The sequence below is a fragment of the Aliivibrio sifiae genome (assembly GCF_002954705.1).
GTDB lineage: Bacteria > Pseudomonadota > Gammaproteobacteria > Enterobacterales > Vibrionaceae > Aliivibrio > Aliivibrio sifiae_A.
Genome location: NZ_MSCO01000004.1, coordinates 90,812 through 105,384, shown reverse-complemented (window position 1 = coordinate 105,384; position 14,573 = coordinate 90,812). Strand labels below are relative to the sequence as shown.

General features: G+C 37.9%; 12 protein-coding genes and 1 riboswitch. Of the genes, 4 read left to right on the top strand and 8 right to left on the bottom strand.

Annotated elements, in window-relative coordinates:
* The first annotated feature begins 563 nt into the window (after nucleotides 1–563).
* Entirely contained in the window at nucleotides 564–1,046 is a 483-nt protein-coding gene (locus tag BTO22_RS19825) for an RNA recognition motif domain-containing protein (RefSeq protein WP_060993975.1), read from the top strand.
* On the opposite strand, the gene murI is transcribed toward BTO22_RS19825, so the two are convergent.
* The 3 genes from murI to BTO22_RS19810 all read right to left on the bottom strand — a co-directional run bounded on the left by murI (nucleotide 1,009) and on the right by BTO22_RS19810 (nucleotide 4,431).
* The gene (gene murI / locus BTO22_RS19820; protein ID WP_060993976.1) at nucleotides 1,009–1,797 is read right to left on the bottom strand and encodes a glutamate racemase; all 789 of its coding nucleotides are present in this window, start codon (nucleotides 1,795–1,797) and stop codon (nucleotides 1,009–1,011) included. The two genes, BTO22_RS19825 and murI, sit on opposite strands and share 38 nt — an antisense overlap.
* Nucleotides 1,798–1,862: 65 nt before the next feature.
* Nucleotides 1,863–2,534 (bottom strand): Dph6-related ATP pyrophosphatase, encoded by a 672-nt coding sequence (locus BTO22_RS19815; protein ID WP_061005452.1) that lies wholly within the window; start codon nucleotides 2,532–2,534, stop codon nucleotides 1,863–1,865.
* Between the two features lie 49 nt (nucleotides 2,535–2,583).
* Entirely contained in the window at nucleotides 2,584–4,431 is a 1,848-nt protein-coding gene (locus BTO22_RS19810; RefSeq protein WP_060994065.1) for a TonB-dependent receptor domain-containing protein, read from the bottom strand.
* 46 nt (nucleotides 4,432–4,477) lie between these two features.
* A riboswitch (cobalamin riboswitch) is annotated at nucleotides 4,478–4,707 on the bottom strand.
* A 148-nt stretch (nucleotides 4,708–4,855) separates the two neighbouring features.
* Here BTO22_RS19810 and trmA point away from each other — a divergent pair.
* A complete protein-coding gene (gene trmA, locus BTO22_RS19805; protein WP_060993978.1) occupies nucleotides 4,856–5,962 on the top strand; it encodes a tRNA (uridine(54)-C5)-methyltransferase TrmA in 1,107 nt (368 codons plus the stop codon).
* A 101-nt stretch (nucleotides 5,963–6,063) separates the two neighbouring features.
* On the opposite strand, the gene BTO22_RS19800 is transcribed toward trmA, so the two are convergent.
* A complete protein-coding gene (locus BTO22_RS19800; RefSeq protein WP_060993979.1) occupies nucleotides 6,064–6,438 on the bottom strand; it encodes a YijD family membrane protein in 375 nt (124 codons plus the stop codon).
* 51 nt (nucleotides 6,439–6,489) lie between these two features.
* Nucleotides 6,490–7,167: an HTH-type transcriptional repressor FabR gene (fabR, locus tag BTO22_RS19795; protein WP_060993980.1), complete on the bottom strand. Its 678-nt coding sequence runs from the start codon at nucleotides 7,165–7,167 to the stop codon at nucleotides 6,490–6,492.
* A gap of 233 nt (nucleotides 7,168–7,400) precedes the next feature.
* Here fabR and sthA point away from each other — a divergent pair, with 233 nt between their 5' ends.
* Nucleotides 7,401–8,816: a Si-specific NAD(P)(+) transhydrogenase gene (sthA, locus tag BTO22_RS19790; protein WP_060993981.1), complete on the top strand. Its 1,416-nt coding sequence runs from the start codon at nucleotides 7,401–7,403 to the stop codon at nucleotides 8,814–8,816.
* A gap of 82 nt (nucleotides 8,817–8,898) precedes the next feature.
* Here the strand turns inward: sthA and dinF are convergent, their stop codons facing one another.
* The 3 genes from dinF to lexA form a co-directional block, all read right to left on the bottom strand.
* Nucleotides 8,899–10,230, bottom strand: coding sequence for an MATE family efflux transporter DinF (gene dinF / locus BTO22_RS19785; protein WP_060993982.1), 1,332 nt, complete (start codon nucleotides 10,228–10,230; stop codon nucleotides 8,899–8,901).
* Nucleotides 10,231–10,335: 105 nt separating this feature from the next.
* The gene (locus BTO22_RS19780; RefSeq protein ID WP_060993983.1) at nucleotides 10,336–11,130 is read right to left on the bottom strand and encodes a class I SAM-dependent methyltransferase; all 795 of its coding nucleotides are present in this window, start codon (nucleotides 11,128–11,130) and stop codon (nucleotides 10,336–10,338) included.
* 140 nt (nucleotides 11,131–11,270) lie between these two features.
* A complete protein-coding gene (gene lexA / locus BTO22_RS19775) occupies nucleotides 11,271–11,891 on the bottom strand; it encodes a transcriptional repressor LexA (protein ID WP_060993984.1) in 621 nt (206 codons plus the stop codon).
* Between the two features lie 241 nt (nucleotides 11,892–12,132).
* Here lexA and plsB point away from each other — a divergent pair, with 241 nt between their 5' ends.
* Complete coding sequence (plsB, locus tag BTO22_RS19770; protein ID WP_060993985.1) at nucleotides 12,133–14,556, top strand: glycerol-3-phosphate 1-O-acyltransferase PlsB; 2,424 nt, start codon at nucleotides 12,133–12,135, stop codon at nucleotides 14,554–14,556.
* Nucleotides 14,557–14,573: the final 17 nt, after the last annotated feature.

Below are 14,573 nucleotides of genomic sequence, written 5' to 3'. Positions count from 1 at the left end.
GTGGTTTGTTTCAGCAGAAACAAAACCGGCTCAATGATTAATACTGATTGTTACATAAAAGTAATTTTGTGTAGTCACTCAGTTCATTGATTATTTTGTTTGTCTTACTTCGAGAAGTAAGAGCAAACTAGTTGATTATCAACTCACAAGTGCCCACACAGATTGATTTGGTTAAATTGTTAAAGAGCGTTGTCTTTCAACCACTTAGCGTTTCAGCTTCGTCGTTTCAGGCTGCGTATAATACCTAGCCAGACTTTTAAGTCAAGGGTTATTTAAAACTAATTTTAAATACTCAAAACTTAATGTTCTTCAGGGTTAAGCTATTACTTTTCCCTTGGGAACGGATGCGCATTATAGGGAGCTAAAAGTGTTTCGCAAGTACTTTTTCAATATTCCAATCTAAGTGATTATTTTCTACACAGATCACTTTTTTTCAAACAAAAGCCCTACAAGAAATGAACAATGGCTTAATTAGTTGGCAATTGATAAATAATATAAGTAGTATCAATGTGATTTTATTGTTAATTCATCACTTTCCATTTATTTATTAGACCTTACTTATCATGAAATCTACTAACTCAAATATTATTATTATTGCTATTGCTGCACTAGGTGCAGGTGCAATGTCGCTATTCCCAACGGTATCTCCCGCTTTTGCTTTCGCTTTTGGCGCAGTAATTACAGGTTTTACATTATTAACTATTAATAAAGCTCCAACTAAGCCAAGTACAAAGACATCTGTTGATGATACTCAAACAACAGATCAAGCAAGTACAACTCTTTATGTTGGTAATTTGCCTTACCGTGCAAATGAATCAGATGTAAAAGATCTATTTGCTGAATTCGGTGATGTATTTGCCGTGCGTTTAATGAAAGACAAACGTACAGGTAAACGAAGAGGCTTTGGTTTTGTTGTTGTTGCAAGTAAAGATGCGGATAACGTTATCGAAAACTTAAACAATAACGAATTTGATCAGCGTACACTTAAAGTTCGTATTGCTAACGATCCTAAAACTTCGGGTAATCCAAATATTGAAGAGGACTAAATTCTAGTTCTCTAAATGTTTTATTTAGTGCCTCTTCATTCTTTGTAGGGGCACTACAATACACTTCTCCTTTCTGTTCACTTTGACCTCCCCTTTCTATCGTCCCTAATAACTGTGTCACTCTTCTTGCAATGGCTTCACCAGAGTCGATAAGTAAAACGTTATTATTAAGTACTTTTTTAATTTCACTTTTTAAGAATGGGAAATGCGTGCAACCAAGAACGATAGTATCTACCGTCTCTTTCCATGGTAATAAAATTTCTTCTAGTTCTTTTAAATCTACGTTTTTTCCAATCATCTTCTCTTCTGCCATTTCAACTAAACGTGTTGAACCTAATAGTTGCACATCGGATATCGGAGCAAAAGATTTGATAAGATCATAAGTATAACTGCGCTTTACTGTCGCAGGGGTCGCTAGCAAACCAATTTTCTTAGATACCAACGCTGCAGGTTTAATCGCAGGGACAACACCAACAACAGGAATAGAAAGCTTTTCTCTAAGGGTAGGTAAAACAATTGTACTTGCGGTATTACACGCGATAACAACAATATCAATAGGAAAGAGGCTGCATAGTTGAGCTATTATGTGTGTTGTACGCTCTATCAATACAGATTCAGTTAACTCACCATATGGAAATGCTGCATTATCGAATGCGTAAATATATTTCTCTGAAGGTAATTGTTGTTGGATCTCTTTATATACAGATAACCCACCGACGCCTGAATCAAAAATTAAAATGTGTTTTGGCATAACTAAAACCACAGACTCTATTTAAATAGATATGAAAACTTAAGACGCTTATCATACCGCTTGCACTATTTTTGTAAAATAGAAGCGCTATAGCGTAAATGAGTAAAACGCTCTTGTTCATCAATCTTAAGATCAAATAATTTAATAGCCCCCTTAAAACAAGGCGCTTGGATAACTAAAGTATGAAACTCACCGTCCTCACCGCATGGGTCAACTTTCTCAGGTAATTCTATTAATAGCTCTTTGGTATATTCTTTACCGCAAAAATAGTTACTTAGCTGAGTACCATCTGTTGTAACTAAAATTGTTTTGATCCCACACGAAATGATCTCATTTGCCAAATCATAGCTAGATTGACCAACAAGAGGAAAAACACATTCCCAACCCGCCTCTTCTATATAGCTTTTTCGATACTCTACGATACCATTACAAAACATATCTCCAAAAGCTACAGCCTCAAACTCAATTCCGCACTCCTTTAGACCAGTTACAACTAAACTTTGATATTCATTATTAGCAGGAAACACGGTAGGTAATTCAATCATAATTAATGGCAATCCCGCCAGTTCAGCTTGCATTTGAACAACAGATATAGGAGTTACTTGAAAAGGGACTTCATTTGCCACATGGGTTGTATACAAAGCCACTACTTCATATTTAGGATTATTAAGTAGACGAATAAGCGTAAGTGTTGAATCCTTCCCAGAAGACCAACTGATAATGACTTTCTTTTTCATATAAACCTCAGAAAAGAAAAAACCGCCGATGAAGGCGGTTTAGAGAAAATTAAAATTGATAATCTAAGCTAACATAATATGAGCGCTCTGCAGGTTTATAACCACCAGCCGTTTCATATTCTTCATCCAGTAAATTTTCAACTCGACCACGGACAGCCAACTCTTCAGTAAGCCAATAAGCTCCTGCAATGGTCCATAAAGAATAAGGGGCTAAGTAGTTCGTAGTCGTACCAGGAGCTGAAGGTAGATCTGAACGCTTTCCTGTATAGATATAAGAGAGATTCATATCTAAATCTCCAAAACTAACATTACTAACCCATTTATAGTTTTGCTTAGCTCTTCTTGCTAATTGCTGACCTTGTGTATCTTCATGATCCTTATATTCAGCAACGACAGTGTGTGAAACAATACCAGTATCAAATAACAATTCTAACTCAGCACCTTTGATCTCAGCATCAACATTAGCACTATAGCCTTGGTGATTTGGTGCGTCATAATAAATAATTAAATTGTCGACTTTATTTTTATATAAAGATAAATTTACGTTAACAATTTCATATTCTGCAGTGACGCCAATATCAATATTCTTCGATGTTTCAGGCTCTAAATCAGGTTCTGTTGATAAATCATAGAAAGATGGAGCTTTAAAGGCAGTATTATAGGCACTACGTATTTTATAAATATCATTAATTTGATAGCTCGCACCGACACCCCATGTCGTGTATTCATCATATTTATCATGTTTATCAAATCGAGTATTCCCCTCTAGAGTCAATTGCTCTAGTCGGTACGTTGTTCCTAAATAGATACCTGTAGATGTTCTACTTTCACCTTCATCAATAATAACTTTATTAGACCAATCTGTAATATCAGCTTTTACTCGCTCATTACTCCAATCAATACCTCCATTAATGGACCATGAATCCATTAGCTTATACTGATTTGTCCATTGAGCATTAAGTTGATCTATTTTCTGTTCTGAATCTAAAGAACCATTTTCAAGATATTCTAAATTTTGATTATCTTGATAATTAAGACTTAAGTCAGATGATAAGTTATCTTTATGGAAAGATGCTTTTGTTGAATAAGTTATCGATTCAGACTCTGATTGAGATTTAGTGTTGGTATAATGATTATATTCAGAAGTACTATTGAACCATCTAACACCAGTAAAAAGACTTAAATAAGATGAAATCTGGTGCTCATAATTAAGCATAAATTGGCTATTATCAAAACCATGTTTATCGCCATCATTTTTGCCCGGTTGAGGGTTTACGTTATACCCTTCAGTCTGAGTAAATCCGGCAGCCATTTTGAGATGCCCATTTTCTCCAACTTTTGTGTTTGCTGCAAAGTTGCCTTCTTTGTATTTATTACTACCAACTCCAATCGTTGCTGATTTTGATACATCATTTTGAGAAGTTCTTGTTATGATATTAATAACCCCCCCAACCGCATCAGAACCATACATAACTGCACCGGAACCTCGAATAATTTCAATTCTTTCGATCTGGTTTACAGGGATTTTATTTATATTCATCCCACTTTTAATCGAGCTATTCATTTTAAAACCATCGATTAAAACAAGAACATGGTCGGAGTTGGTTCCTCTCATAAAAATTGACGCATTTTGACCGATGCCACCATTATTAGCGACTTCTATTCCTGGTTGTAACCTTAAAATATCTGTAATTGTTTTTGCTTGAATTTGAACAATTTCTTCTTTTGTAACGACACTCATAGGCGCAATCACATCTTTCGCTGATTGTTCAAATCGATTAGCAGTGACAACCATTGTTTCATCGGTTTCAATTGTAGTGTTTTGAGCAAATACAGGAGAAGTATAGGCGTGAGAAAGCAGCGACACTATTGCAGTCGCAAGGGCAGTTTTTTTCATTTCCATTGTTTCCTAAAATCGCGTTAAGTCCATATAGCAATGCATAATGCATTACTTATTGTTGGCCGGTATTCGGACTTGAGAGCAGTTAACCTACGGTACTCACTTCCCATCATTTTTCTCTATATCCTTTCCATACAGAAAAATAACAGTGTGAATAATAGTTGTACCTTCGTTCTCTCTTACCGCTGCGCGTCAGTTCTGGATTTCCACCAGATTCCCTTTTCAGGCTATTATCAAAAATGAAAATAGCGCACCAACATGGCCGGAATAGTAATAGCGTACGTTATATTTGTCTAGGTTTATGCGCTTAATATCGCAGCACAAATCCAATTAGTTTCGACCAATCACACACAAATACTGGACAACAGATCTCTATCGCATAAAATCGGCGCTCTTATTTTGAGCAGCGCGAGGCAAGACAATGACACAATCCGTCATGAACCCAGAAAATTATCAAGTACAGTTAGATGAAAAAGCAGAAACACTGTCTGCTCTATTTTCTGAATTTGACGTTCCAGAATTGGAAGTCTTCTCTTCTCCTGCTGAAAACTACCGTATGCGTGCAGAATTTCGAGTTTGGCACGAAGGTGACGATATGTATTACGTCATGTTCGATCAAAAAACAAAAGAGAAATACCGTGTAGATTATTTCTTACCTGCTACTCGTCTTATTAATGACTTAATGCCACTACTTGCCGAAGCAGTAAAAGAAAGTAAAACACTGCGCTATAAAATGTTCCAGGTCGATTTTTTATCAACACTAAGCGGTGAGATCTTAGTCTCTATGCTTTACCACCGTCAATTAGATGATGCTTGGAAGGAAGAAGCCGCTGCATTAAAACAACGCTTAAATGATGAAGGGTTTAATTTAAATCTTATTGGTCGTGCTCGTAAAATGAAAATCGTTCTAGACCAAGAGTTCGTTATAGAAAAACTAAAAGTTAATGATGATATTTTAACTTATAAGCAAGTTGAAAATAGCTTTACACAACCGAACGGTATTGTTGCTCAAAAAATGTTGGAATGGGCGGTAGATTGTACTCAAAACAGCCAAGGCGATTTACTAGAGCTTTACTGTGGCAATGGTAACTTCTCTTTAGCGTTAGCTAAAAACTTTGATCGTGTACTTGCTACTGAACTTGCAAAACCTTCTGTAGACTCAGCTCAATATAATATAGCTGCCAATAATATTGATAATGTACAAATTATTCGTATGTCAGCAGAAGATTTTACTGATGCAATGGAAGGTAAACGTGAATTCAGACGTTTAAAAGATCAAAATGTTGATTTGAAAAGCTACAACTGCAATACCATTTTTGTCGATCCACCACGTTCTGGTATGGATGAGGGCACTTGTAAAATGGTTCAAGGTTACGAGCGTATAATGTATATCTCTTGCAACCCTGACACATTAAAGGAAAACCTTGAGATATTAAGCAAAACACACAACATCACTCGCTTTGCTCTTTTTGACCAGTTCCCATATACACATCATATGGAGGCAGGTGTTTTCTTAGAAAGAAAATAACTCTAAACGTTTAAAAATAAAAAGGCTCAGAACATTATATCCTGAGCCTTTTCTTTGAATTCTAATATTAATTCATTTCATATTTATCAAAATACGAGTAATTAAAGTTCTGTCACTTCTTCTTTCTTTTTCAAGACACCCATCTTCACGCCAATCCAAAGCAACAAGCCTAATGCCACCATAATTGAGAAGAAGTTTGAACCAATTTCAGGATACTGTGCTTTGACGAAAGCAGAATGACCGAATAAACCAACAAAAAAACAAGCGACAGCAACAAGAGAAGTATCGTCATTTGCAGGCTGGCGTAAATATTCTTGATACAAACCTTGAGCAGCTAGAACCAATGCGATGATTGGAAAGATTGAAAATGTGACTTCTGTCACCGTAAAACCAACCCAAACGGCATTCAAACAAAGACCTGTCACCACGGATAGCGCTAATGTTTTGCGTTCATTTCTACTATTTTCATGTGTCATGTTTACCACCTTGTATAGACATTGGTTCACTGCGACCAATGCATCTAAATTCTATTTCTCATTTTCTTTCCGATACCAATAAGCACCTTTAGATAGCATGCGTAATTGAAATATTAATCGTCGAGAAAGCTCTTCTCTATGTGGGGAATCAAGATCCAGAGCTTCTGCCCCTGAACTAAATACTAAGGTTACTGATGCCTCAGCTTGAACCGATGCTTCCTCACGAGCAACACCTGTTGTGGCAATTAAATATTCAGTAAGTTCCGCAACGAAATGTTGAATTTCTCTTGCTACTGCTGCTCGGAATGCAGGTGACGTACCTGAACGCTCACGTAATAACAGTCGAAATACATTCGGACTTCCCTCAATAAACTCCATGAAGGTTTCAACTGATGTCCGTATTACACTTCCTTCAACCACAATACGTTGTCTAGCCTGGCGCATTAATTGGCGTAAAATTAAGCCACCTTCATCAACTAAAGTTAAGCCAAGTTCGTCCATATCTTTAAAATGACGATAAAATGAGGTTGGCGCAATACCAGCCTCTCTGGTCACTTCGCGTAGGCTTAAACTCGTAAAACCTCTTTCGGCACATAGTAGGCAGAAAGCTGCATCAATAATGGTTCTGCGTGTTCTTTCTTTTTGTTGTGCTCTCACACCTTTGGTACTTACTGGTCGCTTTACTTCTGATACTGCATTGAGATCATCCGCTTCAAATTCAGGATACATATTCTTTACCATATATTTCACAATTTAATTAAATGGGTATCACAAACTTTCGCTAACTCACATTATGAATTTCTATCGAGCGATGTAAATAATGAAATCCATAATCACCTAGATTTCCATAAACAACGTGATCCTCTCCACTCTATCTTACTCACTTGATTTACCAAACGAATGAAAAGGTTAATATAGTTAGCTAGCAATGTTGCGAGATTGATAATAATAAGGCGCCAATAATGACTAACTCGACCCCTACACATTCAACCCACTTTGATGCCATCGTAATAGGGAGTGGTCCTGGGGGAGAAGGAGCGGCAATGGGGTTGACCAAAGCAAACCTAAATGTGGCCATTATTGAAAGAGAACCAAGTGTTGGTGGCGGTTGTACTCACTGGGGAACCATTCCATCAAAAGCACTGCGTCATGCTGTTAGCCGTATTATCGAATTTAACTCCAATCCTCTTTACTGTAAGAATAATACCAGTCTTCATTCTACTTTTTCGGATATTTTAGGGCATGCGAAAAGTGTTATCGATAAACAAACAAGAATGAGGCAAGGATTTTATGATCGAAACCAATGCTCACTCATTTTTGGTGAAGCCAGTTTTGTCGAAAAAAATACGATTGCAGTGACCGCAAAAGATGGTTCGATAGAAACTTATACCGCAGATAGGTTCATTATTGCAACAGGCTCTCGTCCCTACCGCCCAGCCGGTGTAAACTTCAACCATAGCCGTGTTTATGATAGTGACTCAATTTTGTCATTAAAGCATGACCCGCGCCATATCATTATTTATGGAGCAGGCGTTATTGGTAGTGAATACGCGTCGATCTTTAGAGGATTAGGAGTGAAAGTTGACTTAGTAAATACTCGCGATCGTTTGCTCTCCTTTTTAGACAATGAAATGTCTGATGCCCTCTCTTATCACTTTTGGAATAGCGGGATTGTTACCCGTAATGATGAAACCTTTGAAAAGATTGAAGCCAGTGATGACGGCATAGTGATGCACCTTGAGTCTGGTAAAAAAATGAAAGCCGACTGCATCTTATTTGCCAATGGTAGAACGGGAAATACGGACAAATTAAACCTATCAGCAGTTGGACTCGAAGCTGACTCGCGTGGGCAACTTAAAGTCAATGGCAGCTACCAAACCCCTGTCGAACACATCTATGCTGTTGGTGATGTTATTGGTTACCCTAGCCTTGCGAGTGCCGCCTATGATCAAGGTCGCTTTACTGCTCAAGCGATTACCAAAGGAAAAGCGGAGGCTCAATTGATTGATCATATTCCTACTGGTATTTATACCATTCCTGAAATTAGTTCAGTTGGGAAAACAGAACAAGAACTAACCGCTGCAAAAGTACCTTATGAAGTAGGAAGAGCATCATTCAAGCATTTAGCTCGCGCTCAAATTGCAGGAATGGATATTGGCAGTTTAAAAATTCTTTTCCATCGTGAAACCAAAGAAATTTTAGGTATACATTGCTTTGGTGAGCGTGCTGCTGAAATCATTCATATCGGTCAAGCCATTATGGAACAAAAAGGCGAAGCCAACACTATTGAGTATTTTGTTAATACCACATTCAACTATCCCACAATGGCTGAAGCCTATCGTGTTGCCGCTCTAAATGGATTAAACCGACTCTTTTAAACCAAAAGAAGAGAGTAATAAAAAGGGATTAGCATGACTTAATTCCTTTTTATTTAACTATCAAACAAATAGAGTAGTTGGCCTATGATAGGAAAATTGCTTTTTTCCATTGAATAGAGAAAGTGATCGCCAGACTAATTCCACGCATCGCCATAAAAGATAACATCGCTGCCCATAATGCATGATTGCCATAATCTTGCATTAACCACCATGTTAAAAAGAAAGTCAGCATCGCCACAAACATTGAATTTCGCATCTCAGAGCCTTTTGTTGCTCCTACAAAAATACCATCCAATAAAAAGCACCACATAGATACTAATGGCATTGCTACTAGCCATGGTAAATAAATCATCGCTGTTTTTTGCACTTCTTCAATCGAAGAGATCATCGAAATTAATTGATACCCAAAGAAGCCAAATACCAAACTTAGTACAAGGCTTATCACTAAGCTCCAAAAAGTAGTGCCTATTAAAGAATCTGATAATTGTGATTTACTCTTAGCTCCAATAGCTTTTCCTACCATGGCTTCCATAGCGTACGCAAAGCCATCCATTCCATACGAAATCATCATTAGAAAGCTCATCAACACGGCATTCGCAGCAACAATATCAACCCCTAACGATGCACCTTGGAAAGTCATAAAAGTAAAACAAGCTTGTAAGCATAATGATCGTAAGAAAATATCTCTATTCAATTTAAATAAGCGCTTAAAGCCAGAGATAAGATCAGCAAATGGCATAATAAAGCGCGGTAAGTCCAATTTTTTACTTTGCTTAAGAGCGAAAAATAAACCAATAACAAACGCAGAATAATCCGCAATCACAGAAGCTAATGCTGCCCCTTCAACCTTCCAATTAAAACCGACAACAAAAAGTAAATCGAGAATGATATTAATGCTGTTAGTGATAATCACAAGCCACATAGGATAACGCGCATTTTGTGTTCCGAGTAACCAGCCCATAATAACTAAATTACTCAAAGCAGCTGGCGCACTCCATATGCGAATAGAGAAATACTGCTCTGCATATAACTTAACTTCTGGCGCAGCATTACTGAAAGAAAAAATAGCGTAAGAAAGAGGTTGATGGAAAAGAAGCAAAACAAATGAAAAACACAGAGCTAAAAAAATGCCCTGAGAAAAGGTCTGGCTCAGCATTGTTTTATTTTCAGCACCATACGCCTGAGCCGATAGCCCAGTGGTTGCCATACGTAAAAACCCTAGCAGCCAAAACGTCACACTGATCATCGTGCCGCCTACGGCTACCCCCCCTAAATACCACGCATGTTCTAAATGCCCAATAACAGCAGCATCAATCAACCCCAATAATGGTATTGTGATATTTGAAAGAACCATCGGAATAGCTAAAGCCAAAACTTGCCGATGCAAAGAGATATTTCTTAATGATTGCCACATTGGAACATACCGATTGAAAAAAGTAACAACATTATTACTTACTTTCTTTCGATCCTAAACCTTTGCTTAACTGAATTTATTGCTTAGCTATACCGTATTACATAATTACCAATTCATATGAATTAGCAATGGAGTAACACGATGTTTAAATAATGGAAATTTAACTAACCATCGCTGCCATACTTTCCATCTTCCACAATCATGCTCAATAGGTGATTTGACTGATAAACAGTCTATCCACGGTAACCAACCTGTAAAATGTTGTTTAGGTTGATGCAATCCGTGCTTATATTCAATGCAACCAAGCTTTTTGCCTATCATAGTATTACAACGATCACCCGCCACTACGAATAGTGCTTCAGCATGATGAAAGCGGCGACCTAGTAATTGAATAAATTTAGCTAATTGTATTTCATTACACTCTAGTAAGGCATGCTCGCAAACAATCATTAAAGGTACTTCATTAGGAACAGGGAGGTTATCAACCCAACTGTCTTCCGTCGCAGAACCACAGCGTAAGTAATAACGCTCATTGGTATGAAACAGCTTTTGACGCCAAAGAAGGTTTTCATTGATATCTAATTCAAGCCAATGACATCGACCATTATCCAAACGATAAAATCGGGTATCCAATCCTGCACCAACATTAACGACCCAACCCGAAGGATGGCGTTTAAGGAATTGAGATACTTGCTGGTCACATTGGACAGTGAGAGTAGCGTGTAATAGTTGCTTTTGATCGATATCTCCAGAAAGACATTCAGAAGAAAGGTGGCAATGTCGACATGCAGCAGCAGCGATAGGATCATAAATTAACCCATTGTCGATCATACTTTCGCGACTTCTCAACCAAAGAGGTTGAAGTAAGCGAGAAGGAACTTTATGGCCGAGCTGTGTCATTATCATCTCCTATGAAAGAAATTAGATGATAATAACTATCATTACCACTTGTAAAGCGCTATTTCACCACAACAAGCGATAATGACAATTTAATAATAACTTCCTAAGAAATAACTCAGGCTATTCTCTTAGTTTTTAGATCACATCCATGTCGTACTACGGATAACACCGACAGCAAGACCTTCAATACTTAAACTTTGTGAGGTTAAATCTACTTCAATTGGTGAGAACTCTTCGTTCTCTGCATGAAGAAAAACCATAGAACCTTTTCGCTCTAAACGTTTAACAGTTACATCATCATCGACTCTAGCGACAACAACCTGCCCATCGCGAACATCTTGAGTCTTATGCACCGCGAGTAAATCACCATCCATAATACCAATGTTCTTCATGCTCTCGCCGTTTACTCGTAACAAGAAATCAGCTTGTGGTTTAAACATACCAGGATCAACTTGGTAATGGCTCTCTACATGCTCTTGAGCAAGAATAGGCTCACCCGCAGCGACTTGACCAATCAAAGGTACGCCAAGCTCTTCATTTTCAGCTTCTTGTAAAAGAATACGGATGCCTCGAGAGGCGCCAGGAATAATTTCGATAACTTGCTTACGAGCAAGGGCTTTTAAATGCTCTTCTGCCGCATTAGCTGAACGAAACCCCAACTCACGAGCAATCTCTGCACGTGTCGGTGGCATTCCAGTGTCATCAATTTTTGCTTTGATTAGCTCAAAGACTTCTTGCTGTCTTGCCGTTAGTGGCTTCATAACTCACCTGTTTGTTTATACAGTTAACTGTGAGTATATACAGCTGTGCTATGCTTTGAAAGACCTACTGATTAAAAATAAGACAAACTGAGCCTCTTTTCTGTCATATTAGTCGTACTATTGGGGATTATGTGTTCATTTCTATTAAAAGGTTTGACCAGTTCTGCTATTCTTGCCAACAAATTGTAAGCATCTATATATAACCGACTGCTCGGTACATAACTAAGGCGTTATTGTCATTATGTCTACAGGACAAACTATTTATCATTCTTTGCTAAAATTACCGCTATCGGTAATGGTGAAGAGTAGCTCAATTCCATCAAATCCAATTGAAGACCTTAAGATCGATCTTGAGCGACCAATCATTTATGCGCTGCCATTTCGCTCGCATGTTGATTTGCTGACACTACAAAAAAGCGCGTTAGAATTAGGATTACCGGACCCTCTTTCTCCACTTGAAATAGACGGGGTTGAATACCCGCGCTATGTATTCACCTCTATCGGACCAAAAATGTTCGATACCGATGAAGACCTACCGCAAGAATCATTAGATCTATTTAAAATAGTTCTAAAGCATCACGAAGAAAATAAAGACGCTGATTTCCAACTGATCCCTACATCTATTTTATGGGGAAGAAAACCAGGTAAAGAAGGCACGAGTAAACCTCATTTAATGCCACTTAATGGACCGGAAAAATTCATCACGCTAATTAAAGCCGGTCGTGATTCTACAGTGCGTATTAGCCCAGTCGTATCTTTACGTTACATGGCTGACAATCACGGTTCAGATGAGGCTATTGCTCATAAACTGGCTCGTGTAGCGAAAATTCACTTTTCTCGTCAAAAGTTAGCAGCGTCAGGACCTAATCTTCCTAATCGCCAAGCACTCTTTAATCGCTTATTAAAATCTCAAGCGATAGAAAAAGTAATTTTAGAAGAAGCAAAAATACGCAATGTGGAAGTAGAAAAAGTTCGTAAAGAAGCCATGAGCATCATGGAAGAAATCGCAACTAACTTCTCTTACTCATTAATTAAAAATGGTAATCGCCTACTTAAATGGTTATGGAACCGCTTATACCAAGGCTTAAACATCAATAACGCGGCGACAGTGCGTAAATTAGCACAAGAAGGTCACGAGATTGTTTATGTTCCTTGTCATCGTAGCCACATGGATTACTTGTTACTTTCCTATGTGCTTTATCATGAAGGATTAGTTCCACCACATATTGCGGCCGGTATTAACTTAAACTTCTTCCCAGCAGGACCAATCTTCCGTCGTGGCGGTGCTTTCTTTATTCGTCGTAGCTTTAAAGGCAACCGTCTTTATTCAACGATTTTCCGTGAATATTTAGCAGAGCTTTTTGCTAAAGGTTATTCTGTGGAATATTTCAGTGAAGGTGGGCGTTCACGTACAGGTCGCTTATTAGAAGCAAAAACCGGTATGTTAGCAATGACAGTACAAGCAATGTTACGTGGCTTAAATCGCCCTGTAACTCTTGTGCCTGTATACATTGGCTATGAACACGTTATGGAAGTGACCACTTACGCTAAAGAACTGCAAGGTAAGCGCAAAGAAAAAGAGAATGCCGGGCAAGTATTACGTACACTTAGAAAACTACGCAACTTTGGCCAAGGCTATGTAAACTTTGGTGAGCCAATCTCTTTAAATCATTACTTAAATGAGCACGCACCAAACTGGTCTGAATCAATTAATCCAATTGAACCACAGAAACCAGAATGGATGACACCAGTCGTTAATGGCATTGCGAATAAGATGATGACGCACATTAATGATGCTGCGGCGGCCAATGCATTAACCTTATGTGCAACCGCTTTACTCGCTGCTCGTCAACGTGCACTAAGTAAAGAAGATCTTACTGAACAATTAGACTGTTATTTACAGCTACTTCGTAATATTCCTTATTCAAACACAGCAACAGTGCCATCAGAAAATGCAGAAGCACTCTTAAAACATGCTATTGCTTTAGATAAGTTCGTTATAGAGAAAGATACGTTAGGCGAAATAATCTCATTAGATAGAAACCAATCTATCCTGATGACCTATTACCGTAATAACATTATTCATCTATTTGCATTACCATCATTAATTGCAAAATTAGTGGTGCAATCTCGTTCTATTTCTGTAGAGAATATTCAACGACAAATTCAACAAATCTATCCATTCTTAAAAGCAGAATTATTTTTGCATTATGGTCAAGATGAGTTAAGTGATGTTGTGAATCTACATATTGAAGAATTGGTTCGTCAAAAGTTGATAATGCAAGAAAATGGGCTGTTACAACTTAACTCGACTAATATTCGTAAGCTTCACCTATTAGCTCACACTATTTCAGAAACACTACAGCGCTACGCAATTGCTCTTACGCACCTGCAAGCGTCGCCTGAATTAGATAAAAGCGAATTAGAAGAGCAAAGCCAGATCATGGCTCAGCGTCTAAGTCGTTTACATGGTATCAATGCTCCAGAGTTCTTCGACAAAGGCGTTTTTGGTATCTTGTTTAACAGTTTAAAAACCGAAGGCTATCTAGATAGTGACGGAAACGCTGTACTTGAAAAAGTTGCACCATTCGCACACGACATATCGAAATTATTAAGTCCTGAGATTAAATTAACAATCCAAGCGGTTATGAATAAAGAAGACTAATACCAATAATTAGATAC

What these genes read in the sequence shown, in the direction of transcription:
- BTO22_RS19810 (WP_060994065.1), bottom strand. Translation starts at nt 4,431, where the DNA reads ATGAAAAAAACTGCCCTTGCGACTGCAATAGTGTCGCTGCTTTCTCAC.
- murI (WP_060993976.1), bottom strand. Translation starts at nt 1,797, where the DNA reads ATGCCAAAACACATTTTAATTTTTGATTCAGGCGTCGGTGGGTTATCT.
- lexA (WP_060993984.1), bottom strand. Translation starts at nt 11,891, where the DNA reads ATGAAGCCACTAACGGCAAGACAGCAAGAAGTCTTTGAGCTAATCAAA.
- fabR (WP_060993980.1), bottom strand. Translation starts at nt 7,167, where the DNA reads ATGTATCCTGAATTTGAAGCGGATGATCTCAATGCAGTATCAGAAGTA.
- plsB (WP_060993985.1), top strand. Translation starts at nt 12,133, where the DNA reads ATGTCTACAGGACAAACTATTTATCATTCTTTGCTAAAATTACCGCTA.
- BTO22_RS19825 (WP_060993975.1), top strand. Translation starts at nt 564, where the DNA reads ATGAAATCTACTAACTCAAATATTATTATTATTGCTATTGCTGCACTA.
- dinF (WP_060993982.1), bottom strand. Translation starts at nt 10,230, where the DNA reads ATGTGGCAATCATTAAGAAATATCTCTTTGCATCGGCAAGTTTTGGCT.
- sthA (WP_060993981.1), top strand. Translation starts at nt 7,401, where the DNA reads ATGACTAACTCGACCCCTACACATTCAACCCACTTTGATGCCATCGTA.
- BTO22_RS19815 (WP_061005452.1), bottom strand. Translation starts at nt 2,534, where the DNA reads ATGAAAAAGAAAGTCATTATCAGTTGGTCTTCTGGGAAGGATTCAACA.
- BTO22_RS19780 (WP_060993983.1), bottom strand. Translation starts at nt 11,130, where the DNA reads ATGACACAGCTCGGCCATAAAGTTCCTTCTCGCTTACTTCAACCTCTT.
- BTO22_RS19800 (WP_060993979.1), bottom strand. Translation starts at nt 6,438, where the DNA reads ATGACACATGAAAATAGTAGAAATGAACGCAAAACATTAGCGCTATCC.
- trmA (WP_060993978.1), top strand. Translation starts at nt 4,856, where the DNA reads ATGACACAATCCGTCATGAACCCAGAAAATTATCAAGTACAGTTAGAT.